This window comes from Streptomyces sp. NBC_00690 (assembly GCF_036226685.1).
In the GTDB taxonomy this organism is placed as follows: Bacteria; Actinomycetota; Actinomycetes; order Streptomycetales; family Streptomycetaceae; genus Streptomyces.
The window spans coordinates 2,608,216-2,628,705 of record NZ_CP109009.1; the positions used below are offsets into that span (position 1 = coordinate 2,608,216).

General features: G+C 68.8%; 20 protein-coding genes. 11 read left to right on the plus strand and 9 right to left on the minus strand.

The features are described 5' to 3' along the window. The first annotated feature begins 135 nt into the window (after window positions 1-135). A complete protein-coding gene (locus OID54_RS11520) occupies window positions 136-1,734 on the plus strand; it encodes a glycoside hydrolase family 13 protein (protein WP_329017804.1) in 1,599 nt (532 codons plus the stop codon). Window positions 1,735-2,163: 429 nt separating this feature from the next. Next, the gene (locus OID54_RS11525; RefSeq protein ID WP_329017807.1) at window positions 2,164-3,051 is read left to right on the plus strand and encodes a phosphatase PAP2 family protein; all 888 of its coding nucleotides are present in this window, start codon (window positions 2,164-2,166) and stop codon (window positions 3,049-3,051) included. A gap of 92 nt (window positions 3,052-3,143) precedes the next feature. On the opposite strand, the gene OID54_RS11530 is transcribed toward OID54_RS11525, so the two are convergent. Beyond that, window positions 3,144-3,530, minus strand: a complete 387-nt coding sequence (locus OID54_RS11530) for an ATP-binding protein (protein ID WP_443055767.1) — start codon at window positions 3,528-3,530, stop codon at window positions 3,144-3,146. A gap of 158 nt (window positions 3,531-3,688) precedes the next feature. Here OID54_RS11530 and OID54_RS11535 point away from each other — a divergent pair, with 158 nt between their 5' ends. Both OID54_RS11535 and OID54_RS11540 read left to right on the plus strand, forming a co-directional pair. After that, complete coding sequence (locus OID54_RS11535) at window positions 3,689-4,231, plus strand: UTRA domain-containing protein (protein WP_329017809.1); 543 nt, start codon at window positions 3,689-3,691, stop codon at window positions 4,229-4,231. After that, complete coding sequence (locus tag OID54_RS11540) at window positions 4,228-5,007, plus strand: GntR family transcriptional regulator (RefSeq protein ID WP_329017812.1); 780 nt, start codon at window positions 4,228-4,230, stop codon at window positions 5,005-5,007. Before OID54_RS11535 ends, OID54_RS11540 begins: the two co-directional genes overlap by 4 nt. Before the next feature lie 103 nt (window positions 5,008-5,110). On the opposite strand, the gene OID54_RS11545 is transcribed toward OID54_RS11540, so the two are convergent. After that, window positions 5,111-6,679 (minus strand): amidohydrolase, encoded by a 1,569-nt coding sequence (locus OID54_RS11545; protein ID WP_329017814.1) that lies wholly within the window; start codon window positions 6,677-6,679, stop codon window positions 5,111-5,113. 114 nt (window positions 6,680-6,793) lie between these two features. On the opposite strand from OID54_RS11545, the gene OID54_RS11550 reads away from it, so the two are divergent. Next, window positions 6,794-7,399: a TetR/AcrR family transcriptional regulator C-terminal domain-containing protein gene (locus tag OID54_RS11550; protein WP_329017815.1), complete on the plus strand. Its 606-nt coding sequence runs from the start codon at window positions 6,794-6,796 to the stop codon at window positions 7,397-7,399. Between the two features lie 9 nt (window positions 7,400-7,408). Here the strand turns inward: OID54_RS11550 and OID54_RS11555 are convergent, their stop codons facing one another. Continuing rightward, complete coding sequence (locus tag OID54_RS11555; RefSeq protein WP_329017817.1) at window positions 7,409-8,467, minus strand: alpha/beta hydrolase; 1,059 nt, start codon at window positions 8,465-8,467, stop codon at window positions 7,409-7,411. 219 nt (window positions 8,468-8,686) lie between these two features. Next, window positions 8,687-11,677, minus strand: a complete 2,991-nt coding sequence (locus OID54_RS11560; protein WP_329017820.1) for a bifunctional [glutamine synthetase] adenylyltransferase/[glutamine synthetase]-adenylyl-L-tyrosine phosphorylase — start codon at window positions 11,675-11,677, stop codon at window positions 8,687-8,689. A gap of 232 nt (window positions 11,678-11,909) precedes the next feature. Here OID54_RS11560 and OID54_RS11565 point away from each other — a divergent pair, with 232 nt between their 5' ends. Both OID54_RS11565 and OID54_RS11570 read left to right on the plus strand, forming a co-directional pair. Beyond that, on the plus strand, window positions 11,910-12,434 hold the full coding sequence (locus OID54_RS11565) for a pyridoxamine 5'-phosphate oxidase family protein (RefSeq protein WP_329017823.1): 525 nt from the start codon (window positions 11,910-11,912) through the stop codon (window positions 12,432-12,434). A 55-nt stretch (window positions 12,435-12,489) separates the two neighbouring features. Further along, window positions 12,490-12,921 carry a VOC family protein gene (locus tag OID54_RS11570; protein WP_329017826.1) on the plus strand — a complete coding sequence of 144 codons (432 nt, stop codon included), beginning with the start codon at window positions 12,490-12,492 and terminating at the stop codon, window positions 12,919-12,921. Window positions 12,922-13,086: 165 nt separating this feature from the next. On the opposite strand, the gene OID54_RS11575 is transcribed toward OID54_RS11570, so the two are convergent. The 3 genes from OID54_RS11575 to OID54_RS11585 form a co-directional block, all read right to left on the minus strand. Further along, on the minus strand, window positions 13,087-13,287 hold the full coding sequence (locus OID54_RS11575; protein ID WP_329017829.1) for an antitoxin: 201 nt from the start codon (window positions 13,285-13,287) through the stop codon (window positions 13,087-13,089). Between the two features lie 182 nt (window positions 13,288-13,469). Then, window positions 13,470-14,804 (minus strand): hypothetical protein, encoded by a 1,335-nt coding sequence (locus OID54_RS11580; protein ID WP_329017833.1) that lies wholly within the window; start codon window positions 14,802-14,804, stop codon window positions 13,470-13,472. Window positions 14,805-14,981: 177 nt separating this feature from the next. Continuing rightward, a complete protein-coding gene (locus OID54_RS11585) occupies window positions 14,982-16,343 on the minus strand; it encodes a glutamine synthetase family protein (RefSeq protein ID WP_329017836.1) in 1,362 nt (453 codons plus the stop codon). Window positions 16,344-16,584: 241 nt separating this feature from the next. Between OID54_RS11585 and OID54_RS11590 the strand changes: the two genes are divergently transcribed. The 3 genes from OID54_RS11590 to OID54_RS11600 all read left to right on the plus strand — a co-directional run bounded on the left by OID54_RS11590 (window position 16,585) and on the right by OID54_RS11600 (window position 18,390). Next, the gene (locus OID54_RS11590; protein ID WP_329017840.1) at window positions 16,585-16,947 is read left to right on the plus strand and encodes a hypothetical protein; all 363 of its coding nucleotides are present in this window, start codon (window positions 16,585-16,587) and stop codon (window positions 16,945-16,947) included. Between the two features lie 128 nt (window positions 16,948-17,075). Further along, complete coding sequence (locus tag OID54_RS11595) at window positions 17,076-17,720, plus strand: DUF3105 domain-containing protein (protein WP_329017842.1); 645 nt, start codon at window positions 17,076-17,078, stop codon at window positions 17,718-17,720. 19 nt (window positions 17,721-17,739) lie between these two features. Beyond that, window positions 17,740-18,390: a DUF305 domain-containing protein gene (locus OID54_RS11600; protein WP_329017845.1), complete on the plus strand. Its 651-nt coding sequence runs from the start codon at window positions 17,740-17,742 to the stop codon at window positions 18,388-18,390. Window positions 18,391-18,399: 9 nt separating this feature from the next. Here the strand turns inward: OID54_RS11600 and OID54_RS11605 are convergent, their stop codons facing one another. After that, window positions 18,400-18,843 (minus strand): DUF5990 family protein, encoded by a 444-nt coding sequence (locus OID54_RS11605; RefSeq protein ID WP_329017847.1) that lies wholly within the window; start codon window positions 18,841-18,843, stop codon window positions 18,400-18,402. Window positions 18,844-18,992: 149 nt separating this feature from the next. On the opposite strand from OID54_RS11605, the gene OID54_RS11610 reads away from it, so the two are divergent. Then, window positions 18,993-19,412 (plus strand): CBS domain-containing protein, encoded by a 420-nt coding sequence (locus tag OID54_RS11610; protein WP_329017850.1) that lies wholly within the window; start codon window positions 18,993-18,995, stop codon window positions 19,410-19,412. Here OID54_RS11610 and OID54_RS11615 read toward each other — a convergent pair. Continuing rightward, a complete protein-coding gene (locus OID54_RS11615; protein WP_329017853.1) occupies window positions 19,397-20,263 on the minus strand; it encodes an alpha/beta fold hydrolase in 867 nt (288 codons plus the stop codon). The two genes, OID54_RS11610 and OID54_RS11615, sit on opposite strands and share 16 nt — an antisense overlap. Between the last annotated feature and the right edge of the window lie 227 nt (window positions 20,264-20,490).

Genomic DNA, 20,490 nt, shown 5'->3' on the forward strand with positions numbered 1-20,490 from the left:
CCCGAAGGCAGCCGATCCTGCCGCATCCGGGAACGCAGGGGCGCGTTGACCCGCCGATGGGGGGAAAGCATCCCCCGTGCGTGTCGGCCACCACGGCAGCTGTGACGCCGTACCCATCCTCACGAGGGAACGTCCATGACCCAGGAACTCGCTCGCACCCGCACGGACCAACCCGTCCCCCGCACCACGAACTGGTGGCGGGACGCCGTCATCTACCAGGTGTACGTGCGCTCCTTCGCCGACGGCGACGGCGACGGCATCGGTGATCTGCCCGGCGCCCGGGCCCGGCTTCCCCACCTCGCCGAGTTGGGCGTCGACGCCGTCTGGCTCACCCCCTTCTACGGCTCGCCCCAGGCGGACGGCGGCTATGACGTGGCCGACTACCGGGTGGTCGACCCGCTCTTCGGCAATCTCGCCGACGCACAGGCCCTGGTGTACGAGGCCCACCGGCTGGGCCTGCGGGTGATCGTGGACATCGTGCCCAACCACACCTCCGACCAGCACGCCTGGTTCCGGGCCGCGCTCGCCGGCGGGGAAGAACGCGCCCGCTACCACTTCCGGCCCGGTCGCGGCGCGGAGGGAGAACTTCCGCCCAATGACTGGGAGTCCGTGTTCGGCGGTCCCGCGTGGACCCGCACGGCCGACGGCGACTGGTACCTCCATCTGTTCGCGGCCGAGCAGCCCGACCTCAACTGGGAGCATCCCGCCGTACACAAGGAGTTCGAATCGATTCTGCGGTTCTGGCTCGACCTCGGGGTCGACGGCTTCCGCATCGATGTCGCCCACGGAATGATCAAGGCCGATGGGATGCCGGACATCGGCCGCCGCGAGCAGGCCAAGATGATCGGCGCCCAGGTGCTGCCGTTCTTCGACCAGGACGGCGTGCACGAGATCCACCGCTCCTGGCGCAGGCTCCTGGACTCCTACGACGGCGAGCGCATCGGCGTCGCTGAGGCATGGGCGCCCTCCGCGGAGCGGCTCGCCCTGTATGTGCGACCCGATGAACTGCACCAGGCGTTCAACTTCCAGTTCCTGACCTGCGCCTGGGACGCGAGCGCCATGCGGCAGGTGATCGACTCTTCCCTGGCAGCGACGACCTCGGTGGGCGCTACCACCACCTGGGTCCTCTCCAACCACGACGTCGTGCGCCACACGACCCGCTACGGGGGCGGGGAACAGGGATTGCGCCGGGCCAGGGCCGCGGCCCTGCTGACCCTGGCACTGCCCGGGTCCGCCTACGTCTACCAGGGCGAAGAACTCGGTCTCCCGGAGGTCGACCTACCGGACTCGGTGCGCCAGGACCCGGCGTTCTTCCGTGGTGACGGGCAAGAAGGGCTACGGGACGGCTGTCGCGTACCCCTGCCGTGGTCGGGTGACTCCGCTCCGTACGGTTTCGGGCGCGGCGGAAGCTGGCTGCCCCAGCCGGACGGCTGGAAGGCGCTCTCGGTGGCGGCGCAGAGCGGCGAACCGGGGTCCACCCTGGAGCTGTATCGCTCGGCCATCACTCTGCGCAAACAGCTGACGGGTCTCGGCGACGGCGAGATGGAGTGGCTGGAGAGCCCGGTGGGGACCTTGGTTTTCCGGCGGTCCGGAGTGGTCTGCACGCTCAACGCTCTCGCGGACGCCGTCGAACTGCCCACGCCGGGGCGCCTCGCGCTCTCTTCGGTGGAACTGACACCCGCGGCGGACGTCGTACGACTGCCGGCGGAGAGTTGCGCATGGTGGACGGTCTGACCGCGGCGAAGCATGCAGCTCCCATCGAACAGCGTCCGCGGTCGAGGGGGCATCGACGCCGCGGCCCGCTCCCCGGAGCGCCGGGTACCGCTTCCCTCCCTAGCCAGAGCTCTCCGAGAATGGCTTGATCCATACGCTCCGCGCGGCCCGGTGGACGGCTGACACCCAGGGGCAGCCAAGGGGCGGATGCCACTGCTGAGGCACCCACCCCTGGTGGCCCGGGAGGGCCACGGCCACGTATCGTGTCTGCGTCCACCCGTCTGAGCTGGCCCTTCGAGGGTGCAAGCACGACGGCTCCCAAAGGTCACTCCGGGTTCGCCCCCGACCTGTGGGGCACGACCGACTCGTCCATAAGGGGGAGCGGGTGCGTCCCATCCAAGACCGAGGGATGATCGATGGGTGGGCGCACATCTGGCAGACTCTCGTCCCATGGGTGAAGCGACCGTGAAGACTCTGGAAGACCAGACGGCCACCCCGTCACCCATGGTGGACGAGGATGCCGAAGCGCCCCCTTCCCGTTTTGCGCGCTTCAAGAACCTGCGTTCTCCACGCCGTCCCCGCATCTGGTTCGAAATCCTGCTGATCGCGGTGAGTTACTGGACGTACTCGCTGATCCGCAATGCGGTCCCGGAGCAGAAGACCCAGGCACTGAAGAACGCCGACTGGATCTGGGACGCCGAGAAGGCGATCGGCCTGGCCTTCGAAGAGTCGGTCAATCACGCCGTGAACTCGGTGACATGGCTGATCGTGGGCATGAACTACTACTACGCCACACTGCACTTCATCGTGACCATCGGTGTACTGGTGTGGCTCTACCGCTGGCATCCGGGCCGCTACGCAGCCGCGCGACTCGTCCTCTTCGCCACGACAGGTGTCGCCCTCGTCGGTTACTACCTGTATCCGCTCGCCCCTCCTCGGTTGATGAACGGCCAGAACTTCATCGATACCGTCCTGGTCCACAAGACCTGGGGATCGATGGCATCGGGCGACTTGAAGAACATGTCGAACCAGTACGCGGCGATGCCGTCGATGCACATCGGCTGGTCCCTGTGGTGCGGCTTGATCATCTTCGCCCTGGCATCGACCCCCTGGGCGAAGATCCTCGGTGCGCTCTACCCGGTGGCAACACTGATCGTGATCGTGGCGACGGCCAACCACTTCTGGTTGGACGCGGTGGGCGGAATAGTCTGCCTGGCCTTCGGCTTCGCCCTCTCCTACGCCTGGTACCGCGCGCTCCCGCACCAGCTCCCGAAGCTCCCGATCAACGACAGGGCCCCCAAGCGCCTGCGCCAGCCGAGGGCCTGGACAAACCAGTAGGTCACCGCGACGGCGCGAGGCTTCAGGGCAGCCCTGGGGCGTATCCGGCTGGTGAGGACACATGGCGGACCCTCGCCTCTCGCGCCTTCCGGTCAAGGATCGAACTTGAACTCGCACCACACGGACTTTCCGACCACGTGGTTCCGGAAGCCCCAGCCATCGGCCAGGTGCTGCACGAGATACAACCCACGCCCTGACATCTGTTCGCAGTCCGGCGCGTCCACGACGGGAGTGCCGTCGCCGCTGTCGCGCACTTCTGCCCGCAGGAGACTTGCGTCCAAGGCAAGCGTGACACCGAACTCCCTGCCTGCGGGAACCCCATGCAGAAGCGCATTGGTGGCCAGTTCGGAAAGGCACAGCTCAACGTCGCTCAGCCTCTCGGTAACACCCCACTCCCCTAGAACATGGACAGCGAAGGCTCTCACTTCACTGACGGACACGGGGGATCGTGGAAATCCTCGCCGCTGCAACAGGGGCACCACAACCGCCTCCTCAACGTTGAACCACCAACACCTCGAAACCGTATTGCTATTCACGAAAAGCAGCAAAGTTTATCCTCTGCGAGATGCAGCCAGCCATGCACATACCGTGGGGGACGGCAGGCTTGTGAGATGGCCATCTGCGCAGGGAGGACACCGTGAGCACAGGCGAGTGGATCAACACCTCGACCCCCTATCTCGCACCGCGGCCGAAGGGACAGGGGGAGGCTTGGGGTGCGGAGACCGCAATGGAGGGGCGCCAGGGCCGCCAGCGAATCCTGTACGCAGGTGAAGCTTCCGCGCCGCGAGACGTGGCCGAACGGCTTGGTCTTCACGAAGGCGACGCGGTCGTCGTCCGCCGCCGTCTCATGCTCCTCGACGGACGACCGTGCGAGCTGACGGACAGCTACTACTCCACCGAGATCGCCCGCAATACGCGGTTGGCGCAGGCGACCAAGATCCCAGGCGGAGCGGTCACCTACCTCGCGGGGCTCGGATATGTGGGCGCACGCGCCCGCGAGGACGTCAGCGCCCGGATGCCCCACGCGCATGAGCGTGAGGCATTGTGTTCAGGAGACGACGAACCGGTCCTTCAAGTGGTGCGGACCACACTGGACCGGGACGACAATCCGATCCAGGTAGACGTCATGATCATGCTAGCCAGCAGCCAGCGGCTGCAGTACGAAATCAGAATCGGATGACAGTGCCCAGCACCGAAGCAGGCTCGCACGACCATCGGTCCCTTCATGAGCGCATCGCCGCGGACCTACGCGACGAAATCATGTCCGGGGAACTGGCTCCGGGAGCCAAGGTGCCGTCCACCGCACAGCTCAAAGCAAGGTTCTCGGCCTCGAATGCCACAGTCCAGAAGGCACTTCAGCTCCTCAAGGATGAGGGGCTCGTCGTCGGTAGGGCGGGCGCAGCCGTCACCGTGCGAGACCACAGACAGCGAACGATACGTCCTGCCTCGTTCATGGCGCCGTCCCCAACAGGGACTCCATACCGCTGGTTGACCGAGAACGCGAAGAACGGCGTCCAGACTCGGAGCACGCTCCTCGATGTGCGGGAGACCGTGCCACCCGTGGAGATCGCAACAGCGCTCGCCCTCTCGGCCGAGGAAGCGGCGCTCATGCGTACCCAGGTGCTGACCATCGATGACGAGCCGGCAGAACTGGTGCACTCCTACTACCCATTGGCCCTCGCCCGTGGAACAGCAATGATGGAGAAGCGCAAGATCCGGGGCGGGACGCCTACCTTGCTGTCAAGCCTCGGCTTCCCTCCCAGACTCAGCACCGATCGCGTCTCAGCGCGGGTTCCCACGCAGGAACAGTCCAGAGTGCTGAAACTGCCGGGCGATCTGCCTGTACTGCGGACCCTTCGCGTCGTCTACACCGACGGCAACCGACCCATCGAAGCCACCGTGATGGTCAAGGCGGGCCACCTCTACGAGGTTCAGTACGAGTTCGCTCCCGAGTAGCCGTCACCCTCTCTGCCCCAACGGACTCGTCACATCCTTCGGGGCCGAGCGGGAAAGTAGGCGGGGGGGGCCGGTATCCGCGTGACGAAGGCCCTTCCGGTCTTCAGGCGCGGTGGACGATGCGGCCCGCCGTGATCGTCAGGGGGATCGGGGCGTCGGCGAGCTCGTCCGGTGTGGACTCGATCGGGTCGAGGCCGAAGGCGGTCAGGTCGGCGCGGTGGCCCACCGCGACGCGACCCGCCACGGTCTCCTCACCGGCGGCGTGGGCCGCGTGCGTGGTCATCCCCTCCAGCGCCATCAGGCCCGTGAGCCCGGCGTCCCGGGAGGCGCCCTTGGGGTGGCGGCCCATGGCCAGGACCTGGCGGGCGTCGAAGTGGGCGATCGGCCAGTCGGAGCCGATGGCCAGGACCGCACCGGCATCACGCAGATCCCGGCAGCGCCAGGCCCGGGACGCACGTTCGCCGCCGAGGCGCTGTGACCACTCGTCGGTGTGGTCGGCGCGGGTGAACGCGGTGTGCGGGGGCTGCATGGAGGCGACCACGCCCAGCCGGGCGAATCGGGGGATCTGGTCGTCCGGGACGGTTTCGATGTGTTCGATGCGGTGGCGCGGGCCTCCGGCGCCCAACGATTCGACGGTGTCGAGCACATGGCGGACGGCGGCGTCACCGATGGCGTGGGTCGCGGTCGGCACCCCCGCCTCGTGCAGCCTTCGCACTGCCGCGCTGTATGCCTTCGGGTCGGGCCAGAAGGCATCCGCACCCTGGCCGTGGCAGTCGGGCTGCTCCAGCCAGGCCGTACCGCCCTCGACCGTGCCGTCCATGAAGAACTTCACCCCGCCGACGCGCCAGTTGCGGCCCCGTTGCCGCTGGAGGGCTATCAGCTCGGCGAGGTCGTCGTCCGATGCGCCGGGCATGCACCAGGGTGCTAGCCGTAGGCGCAACGGGAGGTCCGCCTCCGCTTCGACCGCAGGTAGCAACTCCAGCGCGCCTCCCCCGAGGTCCATCGCATGGGCCGAGGTGAGCCCGGTGGCGGCCATCGCCGACAGGAGGTCGATCAGCTGGGTCCGGCGTTCGGCCTGCGGGGTGCGCGGCAGGACCGGGGCGACGAGGTCCATGGCCGCGTGCTCGATCAGATGGCCGGTGGGGCGTCCTTCGACATCGCAGACCACTTCGGCCCGCTGGTCGAAGGTGCGCGGCCCATCGATCCCGGCGAGTTCGAGGGCGCTTTCGCCCAGGAGCGCCGAGTGGCCGTCGTACAGCCGGATGTAGGCGTGGGCACCGTTCAGTGCGCCTTGGATCAGGGTGTGGTGGAGGGGGCGGCCTTCGAAGGCGTTGTGGTCGAGGCCGTAGCCCAACACCCAGCCGTCGACCCGGGGTGCGCTGCTGAGTGCCGCCAGGAGCCCCGCGAGGTCGCCGACGCCGGAGAGGTCAATGCCCGTCGCCAGTTCCAAGCCCCATACGGGATGGCTGTGGGCGTCGGTCAGTCCGGGGGTGAGGGTGGCGCCGGTGAGGTCGACCGTCTCGGTGCCGGGGCCGTTCCAGTCCCGTACGTCCGCCGTGTCACCGACCGCGGTGATGGTCCCGTCCTTGATCGCCACGGCGGTTGCCCGAGGTCGGGCGGGGTCCAGGGTGTGGATCCGGGCGCCGGTCAGGATGATGTCGGCAGCGGGCACGAGGCACTCCTTCACTGGAGGTCGGTGGACGTCAGACCATAAACCTAAAGCCTTTCGGTTTTGGCAATGTAGCCTCTGCCGTGGGTTCAGGGAAGACACGGGGAGATCGCAGACATGGGACGGCCGCGCACACCTCTGATCGATCGGGAGCGCATCACGACCGCCGCACTGGAGCTCGTCGATGCACAAGGCGAGTTCAGCGTGCCGCAGATCGCCCGGAAACTCGGGGTGCAGACAGGTTCGCTGTACCACCACGTCGAAGGGCGCGACGGCATCATCGAACTGATGCGGGAGCGCGTCGCCGGTGCGATCGACACCTCGGTACTGGAGCACTCGCCCTGGGACAGCGCCCTGGTCGGATGGGCCCGCTCCTACCGGGCCGCCTTCGCCGCCCATCCCCGGGTAATCCCCCTGCTGATGGCGTCCCCGATCCGTGCACCCCGGGTCCTGGAGGGATACGAGCAGGCGGTGCGCGCCCTACTGGACGCCGGATTCGCCCTCCCGTCGGTCCTGACGGTGATCACCGCCGTGGAGAACGTGGTGCTCGGCTCGGCCCTCGACCTGGCAGCGCCCGAGACCATGTGGGAACTGTCGGACGACGACAGCACTCCCACCCTGGCCAGGGCGCTGGCCGCGGTGCCGGCGGGACAGTCCGACGCGGCGTTCGAGATGGGGCTGAACGCCTGCGTGGAGCACTTCCGCCGACTTCTCGACGCCTGAGGGCTGTCCTTAAGTCTGCGAGGTCCGCGAGCCGCGCCGGTCGGTCGGCCCGAGTTCCGCCAACAGCGCGGGCAGAGTGCGATCCAGCTCCCGCCACCAGTACGGCGGGGAGTGGGTGCCGGCGTAGAAGTGGGTGCTGAGCCGCACTCCGGCCGCTGCCAACCGGTCCGCCAGCGTCTTCGACTCAGCTTCCATGATGGCCTCGGTCGGTGAGATCACCTCGGCGGGGAAGGGGTCGTCGGGGTCCTCAAGCCCCGGGATGTGCGGGTCGGGCTGGACGTCGGGCGGGTCCAGCTCTCCCTTCGTCCCGTCGCCGCTGGACAGGTGCACCCGGGTGCCCCGTAGGCGTTCTGCCAGGTAGTAGGGGTCATGGGCGTGCCAGCGGGCGCGCTGGAGGATCGGATCCCCCCACAGGGCGAGCCAGTCGAGTCCGAGGTAGGTCATGCCCGCGCGGACCGCGTGGGGATGCTGCGAGGGATGTACGAAACCACTAAAGCTGGCCACGGCTCGGAACAGCCCCGGTCTGCGTGCGGCATAGGCGACCGCGCCGTAGCCTCCCTGGGACTCGCCAGCCGCGACGCGCTGCTTCCCGGCCCCGTACGAGCGCTCCAACAGGGGCATGACCTCGTCGAGGTGGAAGGTCTCCACGGCCGGTGGACCGCCCTCGCCGTGGTTCCACCAGTCGCTGTAAAAGCCGTACAGCGGCATCGACGGCATCACCACCAGCACATCGCGCAGCTCCGGTCGGTCCTGGACCAGGTACTCCCGGGTCCAGGTCTCGTGATCGCCGTCGCCGCCGCTCAACAGGTAGAGCACCGGCCAGCGGTCCCGGGGGTCGCGCTCGTCCCAGCCGTCGGGGGTCAGCAGCCGCACCTTCCCGGGGGTGTCCAGGGACGGTGTGTCCAGGGTCAGATCGACGATCCGCGGGGCGACGCGACGTTCCTCGACGACCCGTACGCGATCCGGTCCTCGGCTGCCCTGTGCGTCGGCGGAGGGCTGGGGCAGCAGGACGGCGATCAGCAGGGCGAGCACGGACGCGAGGGTGATCCGGGTCAACCGGGTCGGCATGGGGCTCCTCCGGTGGTCAGGACGCGGGCAGATGGTCGGCGAGTCGGTCGATGTCGGGGTGAAGTGCAGCGGGCACCACCGGCACGGCGGAAGTCGCCCCACCACCGTAGGGATCGCGGGCGTCGGACCGAACGACCCGGGGTGGGGCGTGTCGACCGCGTACGGGCGAAGCCGTTCGGGTCGGCCCCACCGGTGGTCACACCATCAACGGCCGGCGCCTCAGGCCCCGTAGAACAGGGTCTCCATCACACCGCGCGCCCGCCGGGTCGTCCTTCGGTAGTCGTCGAGCATGTCGCCGACATGCCCGGGGTCGTAGCCCAAGTAGCGACCGAGTGCCGCCAGTTCACGGCCGTCGGAGGGAAAGGTGTCCCCCGCCCGGCCGCGGACCAACATCACCCCATTGCGTACCCGGGTGGCCAGTACCCATGCCTCATCCAGGGTCTGGGCGTCCTCCGTCCCGATCAGCCCGGCCTGGTGGGCGGCTCGCAGGGCCGGGCGGGTGCGGGTGGTGCGCAGCCCGGGCTCCGTCCAGGCGTGCTGCATCTGGATGAGTTGGACCGTCCACTCCACGTCGCTGAGTCCGCCGCGACCCAACTTGGTGTGGAGGGTGGGGTCCGCGCCGCGCGGCAGCCGCTCGGACTCCATCCGTGCCTTGAGCCGACGGATCTCGCGGACGGCGTCCTCGCCGAGTCCTTCCATGGGGTAGCGCAGCGGGTCGATGAGGTCGATGAACCGGGCTCCGAGGTCGGGATCGCCCGCCATGGGTTCGGCCCGCAGCAGGGCCTGGCTCTCCCACACCAGCGACCAGCGCCTGTAGTACGCCTCGTACGACGCCAGGGTGCGGACCATGGGCCCGCTCTTGCCCTCGGGCCGCAGGTCGGCGTCGATGAGGAGCGGTGGGTCGGCGGTGGGCAGTTGGAGGAGCCTGCGCATCTCGGTGACAACGGTGTTGGCGGCGCGGGCCGCTTCCTGCTCGTCCTCTCCCGGCCGGGGCTCGTGGACGAAGAGCACGTCCGCGTCCGAGCCGTAGGCGAGTTCCCGGCCGCCGAAGCGTCCCACTCCGATCACGGCGAACCGGGTCGGCAGCACATCGCCCCAGTGCGCGCCGACAGCGGCGCGGAGCGCGCCGGCGATGGTGGCTGCGGTGAGATCGGTGAGGGCGAGACCCACCCGGTCGACGAGGGCGCCGGGGTCGGACTCGGCGGGGCTCTCCTCGGTGCCGTACGAGCCGATCAGATCGGCGGCGGCGGTACGGAACAACTCGCGGCGGCGCACCCCGCGGGCCACGGCGACCGCGTCCTCGGCGTTCGCCGCCCGCCCGACGGCCGCCAGGACCTCGGGTTCCAGATGGTCGCGACGGCGCGGGTTGAGGCCGCCCGGGTCACCGAGGATGGCCACCGCCTCCGGGGCGCGCAGCAGCAGGTCGGGGGCGAGTCGCCCGGCGGACAGGACGCGGGCGAGGTTCTCCGCCGCCGCGCCCTCGTCGCGCAGCAGCCGCAGGTACCAGGGTGTCTTGCCGAGGGCGTCGGACACCTTGCGGAAGCCGAGCAGTCCCGCGTCGGGGTCGGCGGAGTCGGCGAACCAGCCGAGCAGCACCGGCAGCAGGGTCCGCTGGATGGCGGCCTTGCGGCTGACTCCGGACGCCAGCGCCTCCAGATGGCGCAGGGCGGAGGACGGGTCGGCGTACCCGAGCGCTTCGAGTCGTTCCCGGGCGGCCTTGGTGCTGAGTCGGGCCTCCACCGGGGAGAGTTGGGCGACGGCGTCGAGCAGGGGTCGGTAGAACAGCTTCTCGTGCAGCCTTCGCACCACCGATGCGTGGCGCCGCCAGGAGCGGTTCAGTTCGGCGATCGGGTCGGTGCGCAGCCCCAGTGAGCGTCCGAGTCGGCGCAGGTCGGCGTCGCCTTCCGGGACCAGATGGGTGCGGCGCAGCCGGTAGAGCTGGATGCGGTGTTCCATGGCGCGCAGGAAGCGGTAAGCGTCGTCGAGTTGGGCGGCGTCCACCCGTCCGACGTAGCCGCCTTCGGCGAGGGCCTCCAGCGCTTCCAGGGTGCTGCCGCTGTGGAGGGTGTGGTCGCCGCGTCCGTGGACGAGTTGGAGCAGTTGGACGGCGAACTCCACGTCCCGCAGTCCGCCGGGGCCGAGTTTGAGTTCGCGTTCCACTTCGGCCGCGGGGATGTTGTCGATGACCCGTCGGCGCATCTTCTGCACGTCGGCGACGAAGTTCTCCCGCTCGGCCGCCTGCCAGACCAGCGGGGAGACGGCGGCGATGTACTCGTCGCCCAGCACCGGGTCGCCGGCGACCGGCCGGGCCTTGAGGAGGGCTTGGAACTCCCAGGTCTTGGCCCAGCGCTGGTAGTAGGCCAGATGGCTGGAGAGGGTGCGCACCAGGGGTCCGTTGCGGCCTTCGGGGCGCAGATTGGCGTCCACCGGCCAGATCGTGCCCTCGACGGTCGTTTCGGAGCAGACGCGCATGAGGTGGGAGGCGAGTCGGGTGGCCGCCTGGACGGCCCGGTTCTCGTCAACGCCGATGGCGGGCTCTCCGACGAAGATGACGTCGACGTCGGAGACGTAGTTGAGTTCATGGCCGCCGCACTTGCCGAGGGCGATCACGGCCAGTCGACAACTCGCTGCGTCCTCGGGGGCCGCGGCCTCGGCGATGGCGAGGGCGGCCCTGAGCGTCGCGGTGGCGAGGTCGGCGAGTTCGGCCGCGGTCTGGGCGACGCCGGTCGTTCCACAGACGTCCCGGGCGGCGATGGACAGCAGACAGCGTCGGTAGCCGATGCGCAGGGAGACGGGGTCGTCGGCGTCGGCGAGGCATCGTTCGAAGTCGGCCACGCCGGGGTGGAGGTCGGTCGACTCGTAGGTGGCGAGGACCCGCCAGTCGCCGGGGTGGCGCACCAGGTGGTCGCCGAGCGCCTCGGACGCGCCCAGGACGCCGAGGAGTCGATCGCGCAGGGGTTTGGCCGTGACGAGGGTGTCGAGGAGCACGCGGGGCTCGTCCGGGTCCTGTGCTTCGACCAGGCGGACGAGGCTGCGCAGCGCGAGGTCGGGATCGGCCGCGGCGCCCAGTGCGTCCAGCAGTACGGAATCGTCCCGTACGGGGGCGAGGACGGGCAGGTCGAGCAGTCTCTCGGCGGCGGCGGGGTCGGTGAAACCGTGCCGCAGCAACCGTGTGAAGGTACTGCTCCTGCGCCCGGGAACCGCCGTCATCCCGTCGCCTCCGTTCCGCGCTCGCCCCGCGCTAGCCCCGTGCCCGGCGCTCGTACCGGGCCGCGATCAAGGTCTGCAAGGGAGACTAGCCGCAGCTTCGCGCGGCGGTCCCCTGTGGTCCGCGCCCGAGCGATGAGTATGGGCCGCGGAGGCAGTCTCCCTTGCACTCGGCTCGGCGACCTCCGACCGCGACGAAACGTTGCACCGCACCCGTACGAGAGGACCACCCCCCATGGTCGACTCCGCATCCCCTCCCCCATTGACCCAGTTGATCACCCGTTTCAGCGAGGACGAGGCCGCGGCCGAGGACTGGTCCGAGGCGGTGGAGTTGTTGACGGCGGCCGAGGTCTTCTGGTTGTCGACGGTCCGTCCCGACGGTCGCCCGCACGTCACTCCGCTGATCGCGGTGTGGCACGAGAACGGGCTCAACTTCTGTACCGGTCAGGACGAGCGCAAGGCGAAGAACATCGCCGAGAACGGGGAAGTGGTGCTCACGACCGGTGTCAACTCGTTGCACGGGGGTTGTGACCTCGTGGTCGAGGGCACGGCGGAGCGGGTGACCGACGATGCCCGGCTGCGTTCGCTGGCGGGCGCGTACACGAGCAAGTACGGCTCGGAGTGGACCTTCGAGGTGCAGGACGGGGTATTCGTAGGGCAGGGTGGCCCGGCCCTGGTGTTCCGGGTGGAGCCGCGCACCGCTTTCGGCTTCACCAAGGGACCGTACGGAATGACGCGCTGGCGGTTCGGTCAGGGCTGAATCGCCCCCGGCGACCGTTCGACCCACCGATACCTACAGGGAGGAAGTCCCGCTCATGGAGTTGACGCTTGAGGTCGTCACCGTCCCGGTGACCGATCTGGACCGCTCGAAGAAGTTCTACGAGGAGGGCTGCGGCTTCCGCCTCGACCTGGATCAAGAGGTCGCGCCGGGCGTGCGCATCGTCCAACTCACGCCGCCTGGCTCGCGCTGTTCGATCGCCCTGATGGGAGGGTTCCCTCTGGCGCCGGGGCAGCGGTCGATGGCGCCGGGCGCGCTCCAGGGGCTCCAATTGTGCGTGACAGACCTCGCGGCGGCCCGGGCGGCGCTGGTGGAGCGCGCGGTGGACATCAGTGAGATCCAGCACGTGGGTGAGAGCGGCTGGGAGGGGGGTCCGGGCGGAGTGTGGAACTCCTTCGCCTTCTTCCGCGACCCGGACGGCAACGGCTGGGCGATCCAGGAGGCGCCGTCGCCCCTGTCGGACCGCTGAGCCCCGGCCCGGAAGGTCCTCGTCAGCAGCGCCACGCAGTGCGCCCGGTGGCCCTTACGGACCACCGGGCGCACCGGGACTCCCCTCAGCACCCAGCAGTGTGTTGGTGCCGAGCCCCCTGATGGGTCGGCGTCGGGGCGCAGGGGGCGGGGTGACTCCCGTACGTCAGGTCTGCGGGGGCTGTCCCTGCCCCGAGGTGCCACCGGAGCCGTACTGGCCCTTCATCTTGTCCTGGGCGGTGTCCACCTGGCCGGTGTACTTGCCCTGGGTCTTCTCGTCGACCTTGTCACCGGCCCGGTCGACGCCCTTGTCTGCCTGGGACTCGTGGCCCTTGAGCATGTTCTTGAGCTTGTCCATCACGGACATGGGGTCATCCCTTCTGCGCTCGTCCCCCTCTACTCCAGGGTCACCGCACAAGCGGCGCTCCGCATCCCGGCAGCCCTGAGGAGCCCTGAGAGCCCGGAAACGACGGACCACCGATCGGATTCCCGGCGGCCCGTCGTACGGGGGCGACTACTGCGGCGGGCGCCTACAGCACCGGCAGGGGTTCACACGAGCACATCGTCCTCACGACCGGGCCAAGCAAGGGTGATGCCGACCCGCTCGCACAGGGCGACCCATCGAGAGTCCGACGGCTCGCGCTCCACCCACAAGACGGCCCTTACGGAAGCAGCCCTGTCCCTGAGCCTGTCGTGGTAGTCGAGAAGTTGTCCGATCCCCGTGCGTAGTTGACGGGTCTCATTGGCGGGCGTCAGTGACTTCACCTCGCACACCGTCAGATCGGCAGGGGGCAGACGCCATCCGAGATCGAAGTCGGGGTCCGCGACACCTGGCGAGAACACCTCCAGTCCACGCGCGACGGCGGCCTTGGCCAGGTCGTTCTGTAGCTTGCGGTGCGCCTTGAGGTTTCTCCCGACGAGATCCGAGTCCGGGGGGCTGAGCTGGGCAGGGGACGGGGCGACCGACTCGTCCGCCTCGCGGTATCCACAACCGACCGGAACGTCCGCCGGCTGGGTGGAGCGACCGACCGGCGCCAGATGGAACTGGATGACGGGCCTGAGCGGACCGCCGCCCGTCTCCGGCGCTTCACCCCAGGAGTACGGCTGCTCCGGGTCCACCGCGAACTCGCCGACATATCGAATGATGCCGCGTGACCCCTCGAAGAGCCGCAAGGCGAGCCCGAGACTCACATGGTCACGCGTGGACGCATTGCCCAAGGTCTCGAAGGTCTGCGGTCCGATCTGTCCATCGCCCGTGTAGTGGAACGTGCCGTCCTCGGCCCACTTGTCGAAGTAGCCGTGCTGGTGACCCGTCTTGGGGTCGCTGAACAGCAGCACGTTCTTCGACTTGGCGCACTTGCTCATACCGCCCTGGCGGCTACCGCCGTAGCGGTCGTGCAGCTCCTTGCGCTTGATGGTCTGGCCGGGCAGGAGGTGCCAGGCAGACGCGGTGTCCACGATCTGTCCGGCCGTGAATGCCTCCTCGAAGGCGCTCCACTGCTCCTCGGACACCCGGTGCGGATTCGTGGCGAACAAGGTGTTCAGCGGCGACCGCTGCTCGAAGCGCGCGTCCGCCTTGAACCGCTGCCGTGGGATCGCCTGCGTGAGCCATTCATCCATGACCAGCGGCGCGTACCAGCGCGTTCCGGGGTCTTGCTGCCAGTACTCATCCGGGGCACTCGGCTGCTGCGTCGGCACACCAGTGATACGCCCCCGGCCGACAAGCCCTCCACCAGGGCCCGTGACCCACATGACGAACTCGTCGCCGTCGGCCAACTCCTTCAGGTGCCTCCCGACGCTCCAGGACCTGAGGCTGTGCCCATCCTGCCGGTACCTGTCGAGCTCGAACATCTCCTGGTTGCACGCCAGAAGCCACGTCGCCATGCCCACCCCCGTTGGGTCGAGGAGATCAATCCCATGAGGCTACGACAGCACGCTGACAATCCGCGGAGACCGGTTTCGACGTCAGACGGCCCGGGGCGGGCGAGACGACTCAGGGCCAGCGGCTGACGGCCGCTGGCCCTGATGGTCGTTTCGGAGATGACTCGCTCTCACCTGCGCCTACAGCACCGGCATCATCTTCCGCAGCTCGAAGGCCGTGACCTCGGAGCGGTACTCCTCCCACTCCTGCTTCTTGTTGCGCAGGAAGAAGTCGAAGACGTGCTCCCCCAGCGTCTCGGCGACCAGTTCGCTGCGCTCCATCAGGGAGATCGCCTCGCCGAGGTTCTGCGGCAGCGGTTCGATGCCCATCGCCCGTCGTTCGCCGTCCGACAGCGCCCATACGTCGTCGTCCGCGCCGGGCGGCAGTTCATAGCCCTCCTCGATGCCCTTGAGGCCCGCGGCCAGGAGCACCGCATAGGTCAGGTAGGGGTTCGCGCCCGAGTCGATGGAGCGCACCTCGACCCGCGAGGAGCCCGTCTTGCCCGGCTTGTACATCGGGACGCGGATCAGCGCCGAGCGGTTGTTGTGGCCCCAACAGATGTACGAGGGGGCTTCGCCGCCCGCGCCCGCGCTGCGGGCCGAACCGCCCCAGATGCGCTTGTAGGAGTTGACCCACTGGTTGGTGACGGCGGAGATCTCCGCCGCGTGGCGCAGTAGGCCGGCGATGAAGGAGCGGCCCACCTTGGAGAGTTGGTACTCCGCACCGGACTCGTAGAAGGCGTTCCGGTCCCCCTCGAAGAGGGAGAGGTGGGTGTGCATCCCGGAGCCCGGGTACTCGCTGAACGGTTTCGGCATGAAGGTCGCCTGTACGCCCTGTTCCAGCGCGACCTGCTTCATCACCAGCCGGAAGGTCATGACGTTGTCGGCGGTGGAGAGTGCGTCGGCGTACCGCAGGTCGATCTCCTGCTGGCCGGGGGCGCCCTCGTGGTGGCTGAACTCCACCGAGATCCCCATGGACTCCAGCATGGTGATCGCCTGCCGGCGGAAGTCCATGCCGACGTTCTGGGGGGTGTGGTCGAAGTAGCCCGAGTTGTCGGCGGGCACGGGTCGGCTGCCGTCGAGGGGCTTGTCCTTCAACAGGAAGAACTCGATCTCCGGGTGGGTGTAGAAGGTGAAGCCCAGATCGGAGGTCTTGGCGAGCATCCGCTTGAGCACATAGCGGGGGTCGGCGAAGGACGGGGAGCCGTCGGGCATGAGGATGTCGCAGAACATCCGGGCCGTGCCCGGGGCCTCCGCACGCCAGGGCAGGATCTGAAAGGTGCCCGGGTCCGGCTTGGCGATCATGTCGGATTCGTACACGCGGGCGAAGCCCTCGATTGCGGATCCGTCGAAGCCGATGCCTTCGTCGAACGCCTGCTCAAGCTCGGCGGGGGCCACCGCGACCGACTTCAGGAAGCCGAGCACGTCGGTGAACCACAGACGCACGAAGCGGATGTCGCGCTCCTCCAACGTGCGGAGCACGAACTCCTGCTGCTTATCCATTGCCACCCAATCCTTCCACCCACTCATTGCTGGTCGAGCCGTCCGCTCCCGCGAGCATCCCATCCATGGGTTTCCGACACATTGCGCACCAGCGCTGAGCCCCATTGTGGGTCAGGGTGCACCGCCGTACGACCCTGAGGGCGCCCTGGGCGGTTCCCGGGTGGTTCCGGCCACCTGGCGAAAGCTGTTTTGGCCGCCCCGTATGAGGTGCTCGGCGGGCTCGCTCGCTACGATCACGGCCATGGGGGGTTCGCGGCTCGACCTCATCACGCGTAGCACGCGTCCCGCGGCACTGCTGAGTGCCGTGGCGACGCTCCTCGGCGCGCTCGTCATCTGTCTGGGCGCGCTGACCGATCACCACGCTCCCGCGCCGGCCGCGGGCGATGTGCCGCCGGCCTTCTCCTGCCCCTACGACAACGGGGCCTGTGGATTGCTGCCCGAGGTCAGCGCCGCCGTACTGACGTCGCCGCCGCCGGACCACCCCGTCGACGCCGGCGAGCAGGGCGTCCGCCGTGACACAGCGCCCGCAGTCGATCGTTCGACGCGCTCCGGGGCGCTGGCGCGTGCTCCCGATCTGCACGTCCTTCAGGTGCTGCGGACCTAGTGCCTTCCTTTCGGACCGGCCGGGGCAGACAACCCGACCGGGATCCGGAGGTGGGCCGCAACGGGTCCGCTCCCCCACAGCTCCGCACACACCCCCATCGATCACCCAGTGAAGAAGGACGACACACCATGGCTTCCCGTAAGACCAGCGACGACCGCCGCGCCCGAATAGAGGCCATGCGCAAGGCCGACCAGTCCCGCGAGCGTCGCAATCGCATCCTCACCATCAGCCTCAGCGGCATCGTCGTCGCCTCGCTCATCGGCTTCGGCGTCTATGTGCTGGAGAAGGAGAACGACGAGCAGGATCAGAAGGTCGCCCAGGCCAAGGAACCCATCAAGGACGAGAAGACCTGGGACGCCAAGAAGCTCGGCCGCACCCACGTCAAGCAGGCCGTCAAGTACCCCATGACGCCCCCGGTCGGCGGTGACCACCACCAGGCGTGGATGAACTGCAACGGTGACGTCTACAAGGAGTCGATCCCGAACGAGAACGCCGTGCACTCCCTGGAGCACGGCGCCGTGTGGGTGACGTACAACGACAAGGCCGCCAAGGCCGACGTGGCCAAGTTGGAGAAGCGGGTCAAGGGCAACCAGTACACGCTGATGAGCCCGGTCAAGGACCAGGCCGGCCCGATCATGCTGAGTGCCTGGGGCAAGCAGCTCACCGTCGAGAAGGCGTCCGACTCGCGGGTGGAGCAGTTCTTCACCAAGTACGTGCTGGGCGAGCAGACTCCCGAGAAGGGCGCGGCCTGCACGGGCGGCCTGAGGAGCTAGTGAACGGGCGGTGATCGCAATGACACGTACCCATTGGGCCGCCATCGCGGCGGTCGTCCTGGCGCTGTTGTTCGCCGGGGCCGCGACGGTGGCTTCCGCGGGCGACGGCGACGGCTCCCGGACGCCTGCGTCCGACTCCGCGGACGCGGGATTCGCCCGCGATATGTCGCTCCACCACCAGCAGGCGGTGGAGATGTCGTTCATCATCCGCGATCGCACCAAGAACGAGGAGATCCGCCGGCTGGCGTACGACATCGCCAACACCCAGGCCAATCAGCGCGGCATGATGCTGGGCTGGCTGGACCTGTGGGGGCTGCCGGTCACCACGGCGGGCAGCGAGCCGATGGCCTGGATGTCACAGGGCGGCGGCGACCACAGCGGACACTCCGGGCAGCAGTCGGCCGGGGAGGGTTCGTTGATGCCGGGGATGGCGACGAAGGCGCAGCTGGAAAAGCTCGGAACCCTGAGCGGCAAGGCCGCCGAGGTCGAGTTCCTCCAGTTGATGATCGTCCACCACAACGGCGGGGTGGCCATGGCCGAGGGCTGTGTCCGTCTGTGCACGGTGGCGCCCGAGAAGCAATTGGCGCAGGGCATGGTCGACGCCCAGCGCTCCGAGGTGGAACTGATGGTGGATCTGTTGAAGGGGCGGGGCGCTCAGGTGCGTACCTGAGCCGCTTGCTCAACCACGTTCGTCCGCTCCGGAGAACCGCCAGGTGATCCGGGGCGGGCGGACCGCCGCGCACAGGGGCAGCCCCCGGTCGTCCGTCAGAGCGACATCGGTACGCACGGTGCCTCCCGCCGCCGCCTCGGGCGGAAGGTCGGCGAGGAAGAACTTCGCCCGGCGGAACATCGCGAACTCGCCTTCTGGTGGGAGCTCGCCCCAGGTCAGATAGATGAATCGGGATCCGCGAGGGCCCTGGACGTGCGGTCCTTTGAAATCGGTGGTGCCGTCGGCGGCACCGACCGTCTCGACGGGGATGTCGAAGACCGCCTCGGACACGTCCGCCGACACCAGTTGTTCGGGGTTCTTGCCCCGCTGGGTGCCCACATGGACATGGCGGTACTCGCCGCAGCTGCTGCCGGGCAGCTCATGGCCCCTGATCTGCAAGGTCAGCCGCGCCATTCCGATCCCCTTCGTCGGTGTCACCCGCACCATATTCACCCATGTGGCCTACAGCGGTCGCGTACTCCCAATGGCCCCATGACGATGAGTTCGCCCGGACCTTCAGCTGCCCGCGGGGCAGCTGTGACGTACCAGGAGGCGCGAACGTCATGACCACCGCCAAGGACATCATGCACAGCGGGGCACAGTGGATTCCCGCACACGAGACCCTCGACCGAGCCGCGCAGCTGATGCGTGCCCACCATGTGGGGGCGCTGCCGATCGCCGATGCCAATGAGCGGCTCTGCGGCATTCTCACCGACCGTGACATCGTCGTGGGCTGCGTCGCCCTCGGCCACGATCCGGCCAAGGTGACCGCCGGTGAGCTCGCCAAGGGCACGCCGCGCTGGATCGAGGCCGACTCGGGGGTGGAGGACGTCCTCCAGGAGATGGAGGTCCATCAGATCCGTCGACTGCCGGTGATCGAGGGCAAGCGGCTGGTGGGCATGATCAGCGAGGCTGATCTAGCCCAGCACCTCTCGGACGAACAACTCGCCGGGTGGGTGGAGCGGGTCTACGCCAGGGGCTGACCGGCGCCGCCCATGTCGAGCACCGCCCGGGCCACCGCGTCCGGGCGGTCCAGCATCAGCAGATGGCCCGCGGGCCCGATCTCGCGGTAGCGGGCGCCCAGTACGGTGGCGAGCCGCTGTTGCCGAGCCAGTCGGCGCCGTCCGCCCCTCGAAGCCGCGAGAACGGTGACGGGCACCCCGATGGGCAGGGGACGGCGTTCGCGCAGGGCGAGGAGTTCGACGGCAACCGCGCGGTAGTGCGCGTTCTCCAACAACGCTCCCCGCAGGACGCGGGTCGTGGCGTAGCAGCGGCGGACGAGTTCACGGGGGGCCGGGTCGCCGCCCCCGGTACGGGCGAGGCGTACGGCCAGTCGGCGGGCGGTGGGGCCAAGGGCCGCGGGGACACCAACGGCACCGAGGGCGCTGCCCACGCCAAGGGCCGCTGCGCTCCGCAGTGCGGGGGCGGCCGGGGTGCGGACGCCCTCCTCCACGCTGGAGTCGACCAGGACCACGCCTGCGGTCATCGAGGGGTGGAGTCGGGCGAAGGCTTCGACGTGGAACCCGGCGATGGAGTGTCCGACCACGGTCACGCCGGTCCGGGGCTCATGGGCCGGGAGTCCCGTCGGGTCGAGCGCGCGCACGAGAGCCGCGATCCGGTGGGCCTCCCCGGCTAGCGAGGGCGGGACGAGGGCTGGGCCGCTCAGCCCGTGCCCAGGGCGGTCGAAGCGCACGACCGTGCGGTGAGGAGCGAGCAGGGGGACGACGGGGTCCCAGTCGAACCAGGTGAGACCGAGCCCGGCGCTGAGCACACAGAGCGGGCCGGAGCCCTCAACGCGTACGTGGTGGGGTACGCCGGCGATCCGGATCCACATCACGGCACCTCTTCCGCCCGTGGGCGAAGGGCCGCCGTCCGGGGCACTACCGCCGTACGAGAGGTTCCCCACCCAGTACGACCTCCGACGTTCGCACGTCGACGCACTGCTCTCGGCTTCACACGGTCTCACCTACGTCCAGCGGAGTTCGGGCCACGAGTCGATCGAGACGACCTCAGATCGGTGCACCTCGATCGTGGGCCGGACCGTCCACCACCCCTCGCAGG

Coding starts and splice junctions, on each gene's coding strand:
- OID54_RS11520 (WP_329017804.1), top strand. CDS start 136: ATGACCCAGGAACTCGCTCGCACCCGCACGGACCAACCCGTCCCCCGC.
- OID54_RS11525 (WP_329017807.1), top strand. CDS start 2,164: ATGGGTGAAGCGACCGTGAAGACTCTGGAAGACCAGACGGCCACCCCG.
- OID54_RS11540 (WP_329017812.1), top strand. CDS start 4,228: ATGACAGTGCCCAGCACCGAAGCAGGCTCGCACGACCATCGGTCCCTT.
- OID54_RS11550 (WP_329017815.1), top strand. CDS start 6,794: ATGGGACGGCCGCGCACACCTCTGATCGATCGGGAGCGCATCACGACC.
- OID54_RS11555 (WP_329017817.1), bottom strand. CDS start 8,467: ATGCCGACCCGGTTGACCCGGATCACCCTCGCGTCCGTGCTCGCCCTG.
- OID54_RS11560 (WP_329017820.1), bottom strand. CDS start 11,677: ATGACGGCGGTTCCCGGGCGCAGGAGCAGTACCTTCACACGGTTGCTG.
- OID54_RS11565 (WP_329017823.1), top strand. CDS start 11,910: ATGGTCGACTCCGCATCCCCTCCCCCATTGACCCAGTTGATCACCCGT.
- OID54_RS11570 (WP_329017826.1), top strand. CDS start 12,490: ATGGAGTTGACGCTTGAGGTCGTCACCGTCCCGGTGACCGATCTGGAC.
- OID54_RS11575 (WP_329017829.1), bottom strand. CDS start 13,287: ATGTCCGTGATGGACAAGCTCAAGAACATGCTCAAGGGCCACGAGTCC.
- OID54_RS11580 (WP_329017833.1), bottom strand. CDS start 14,804: ATGGCGACGTGGCTTCTGGCGTGCAACCAGGAGATGTTCGAGCTCGAC.
- OID54_RS11585 (WP_329017836.1), bottom strand. CDS start 16,343: ATGGATAAGCAGCAGGAGTTCGTGCTCCGCACGTTGGAGGAGCGCGAC.
- OID54_RS11590 (WP_329017840.1), top strand. CDS start 16,585: ATGGGGGGTTCGCGGCTCGACCTCATCACGCGTAGCACGCGTCCCGCG.
- OID54_RS11595 (WP_329017842.1), top strand. CDS start 17,076: ATGGCTTCCCGTAAGACCAGCGACGACCGCCGCGCCCGAATAGAGGCC.
- OID54_RS11600 (WP_329017845.1), top strand. CDS start 17,740: ATGACACGTACCCATTGGGCCGCCATCGCGGCGGTCGTCCTGGCGCTG.
- OID54_RS11605 (WP_329017847.1), bottom strand. CDS start 18,843: ATGGCGCGGCTGACCTTGCAGATCAGGGGCCATGAGCTGCCCGGCAGC.
- OID54_RS11610 (WP_329017850.1), top strand. CDS start 18,993: ATGACCACCGCCAAGGACATCATGCACAGCGGGGCACAGTGGATTCCC.
- OID54_RS11615 (WP_329017853.1), bottom strand. CDS start 20,263: ATGTGGATCCGGATCGCCGGCGTACCCCACCACGTACGCGTTGAGGGC.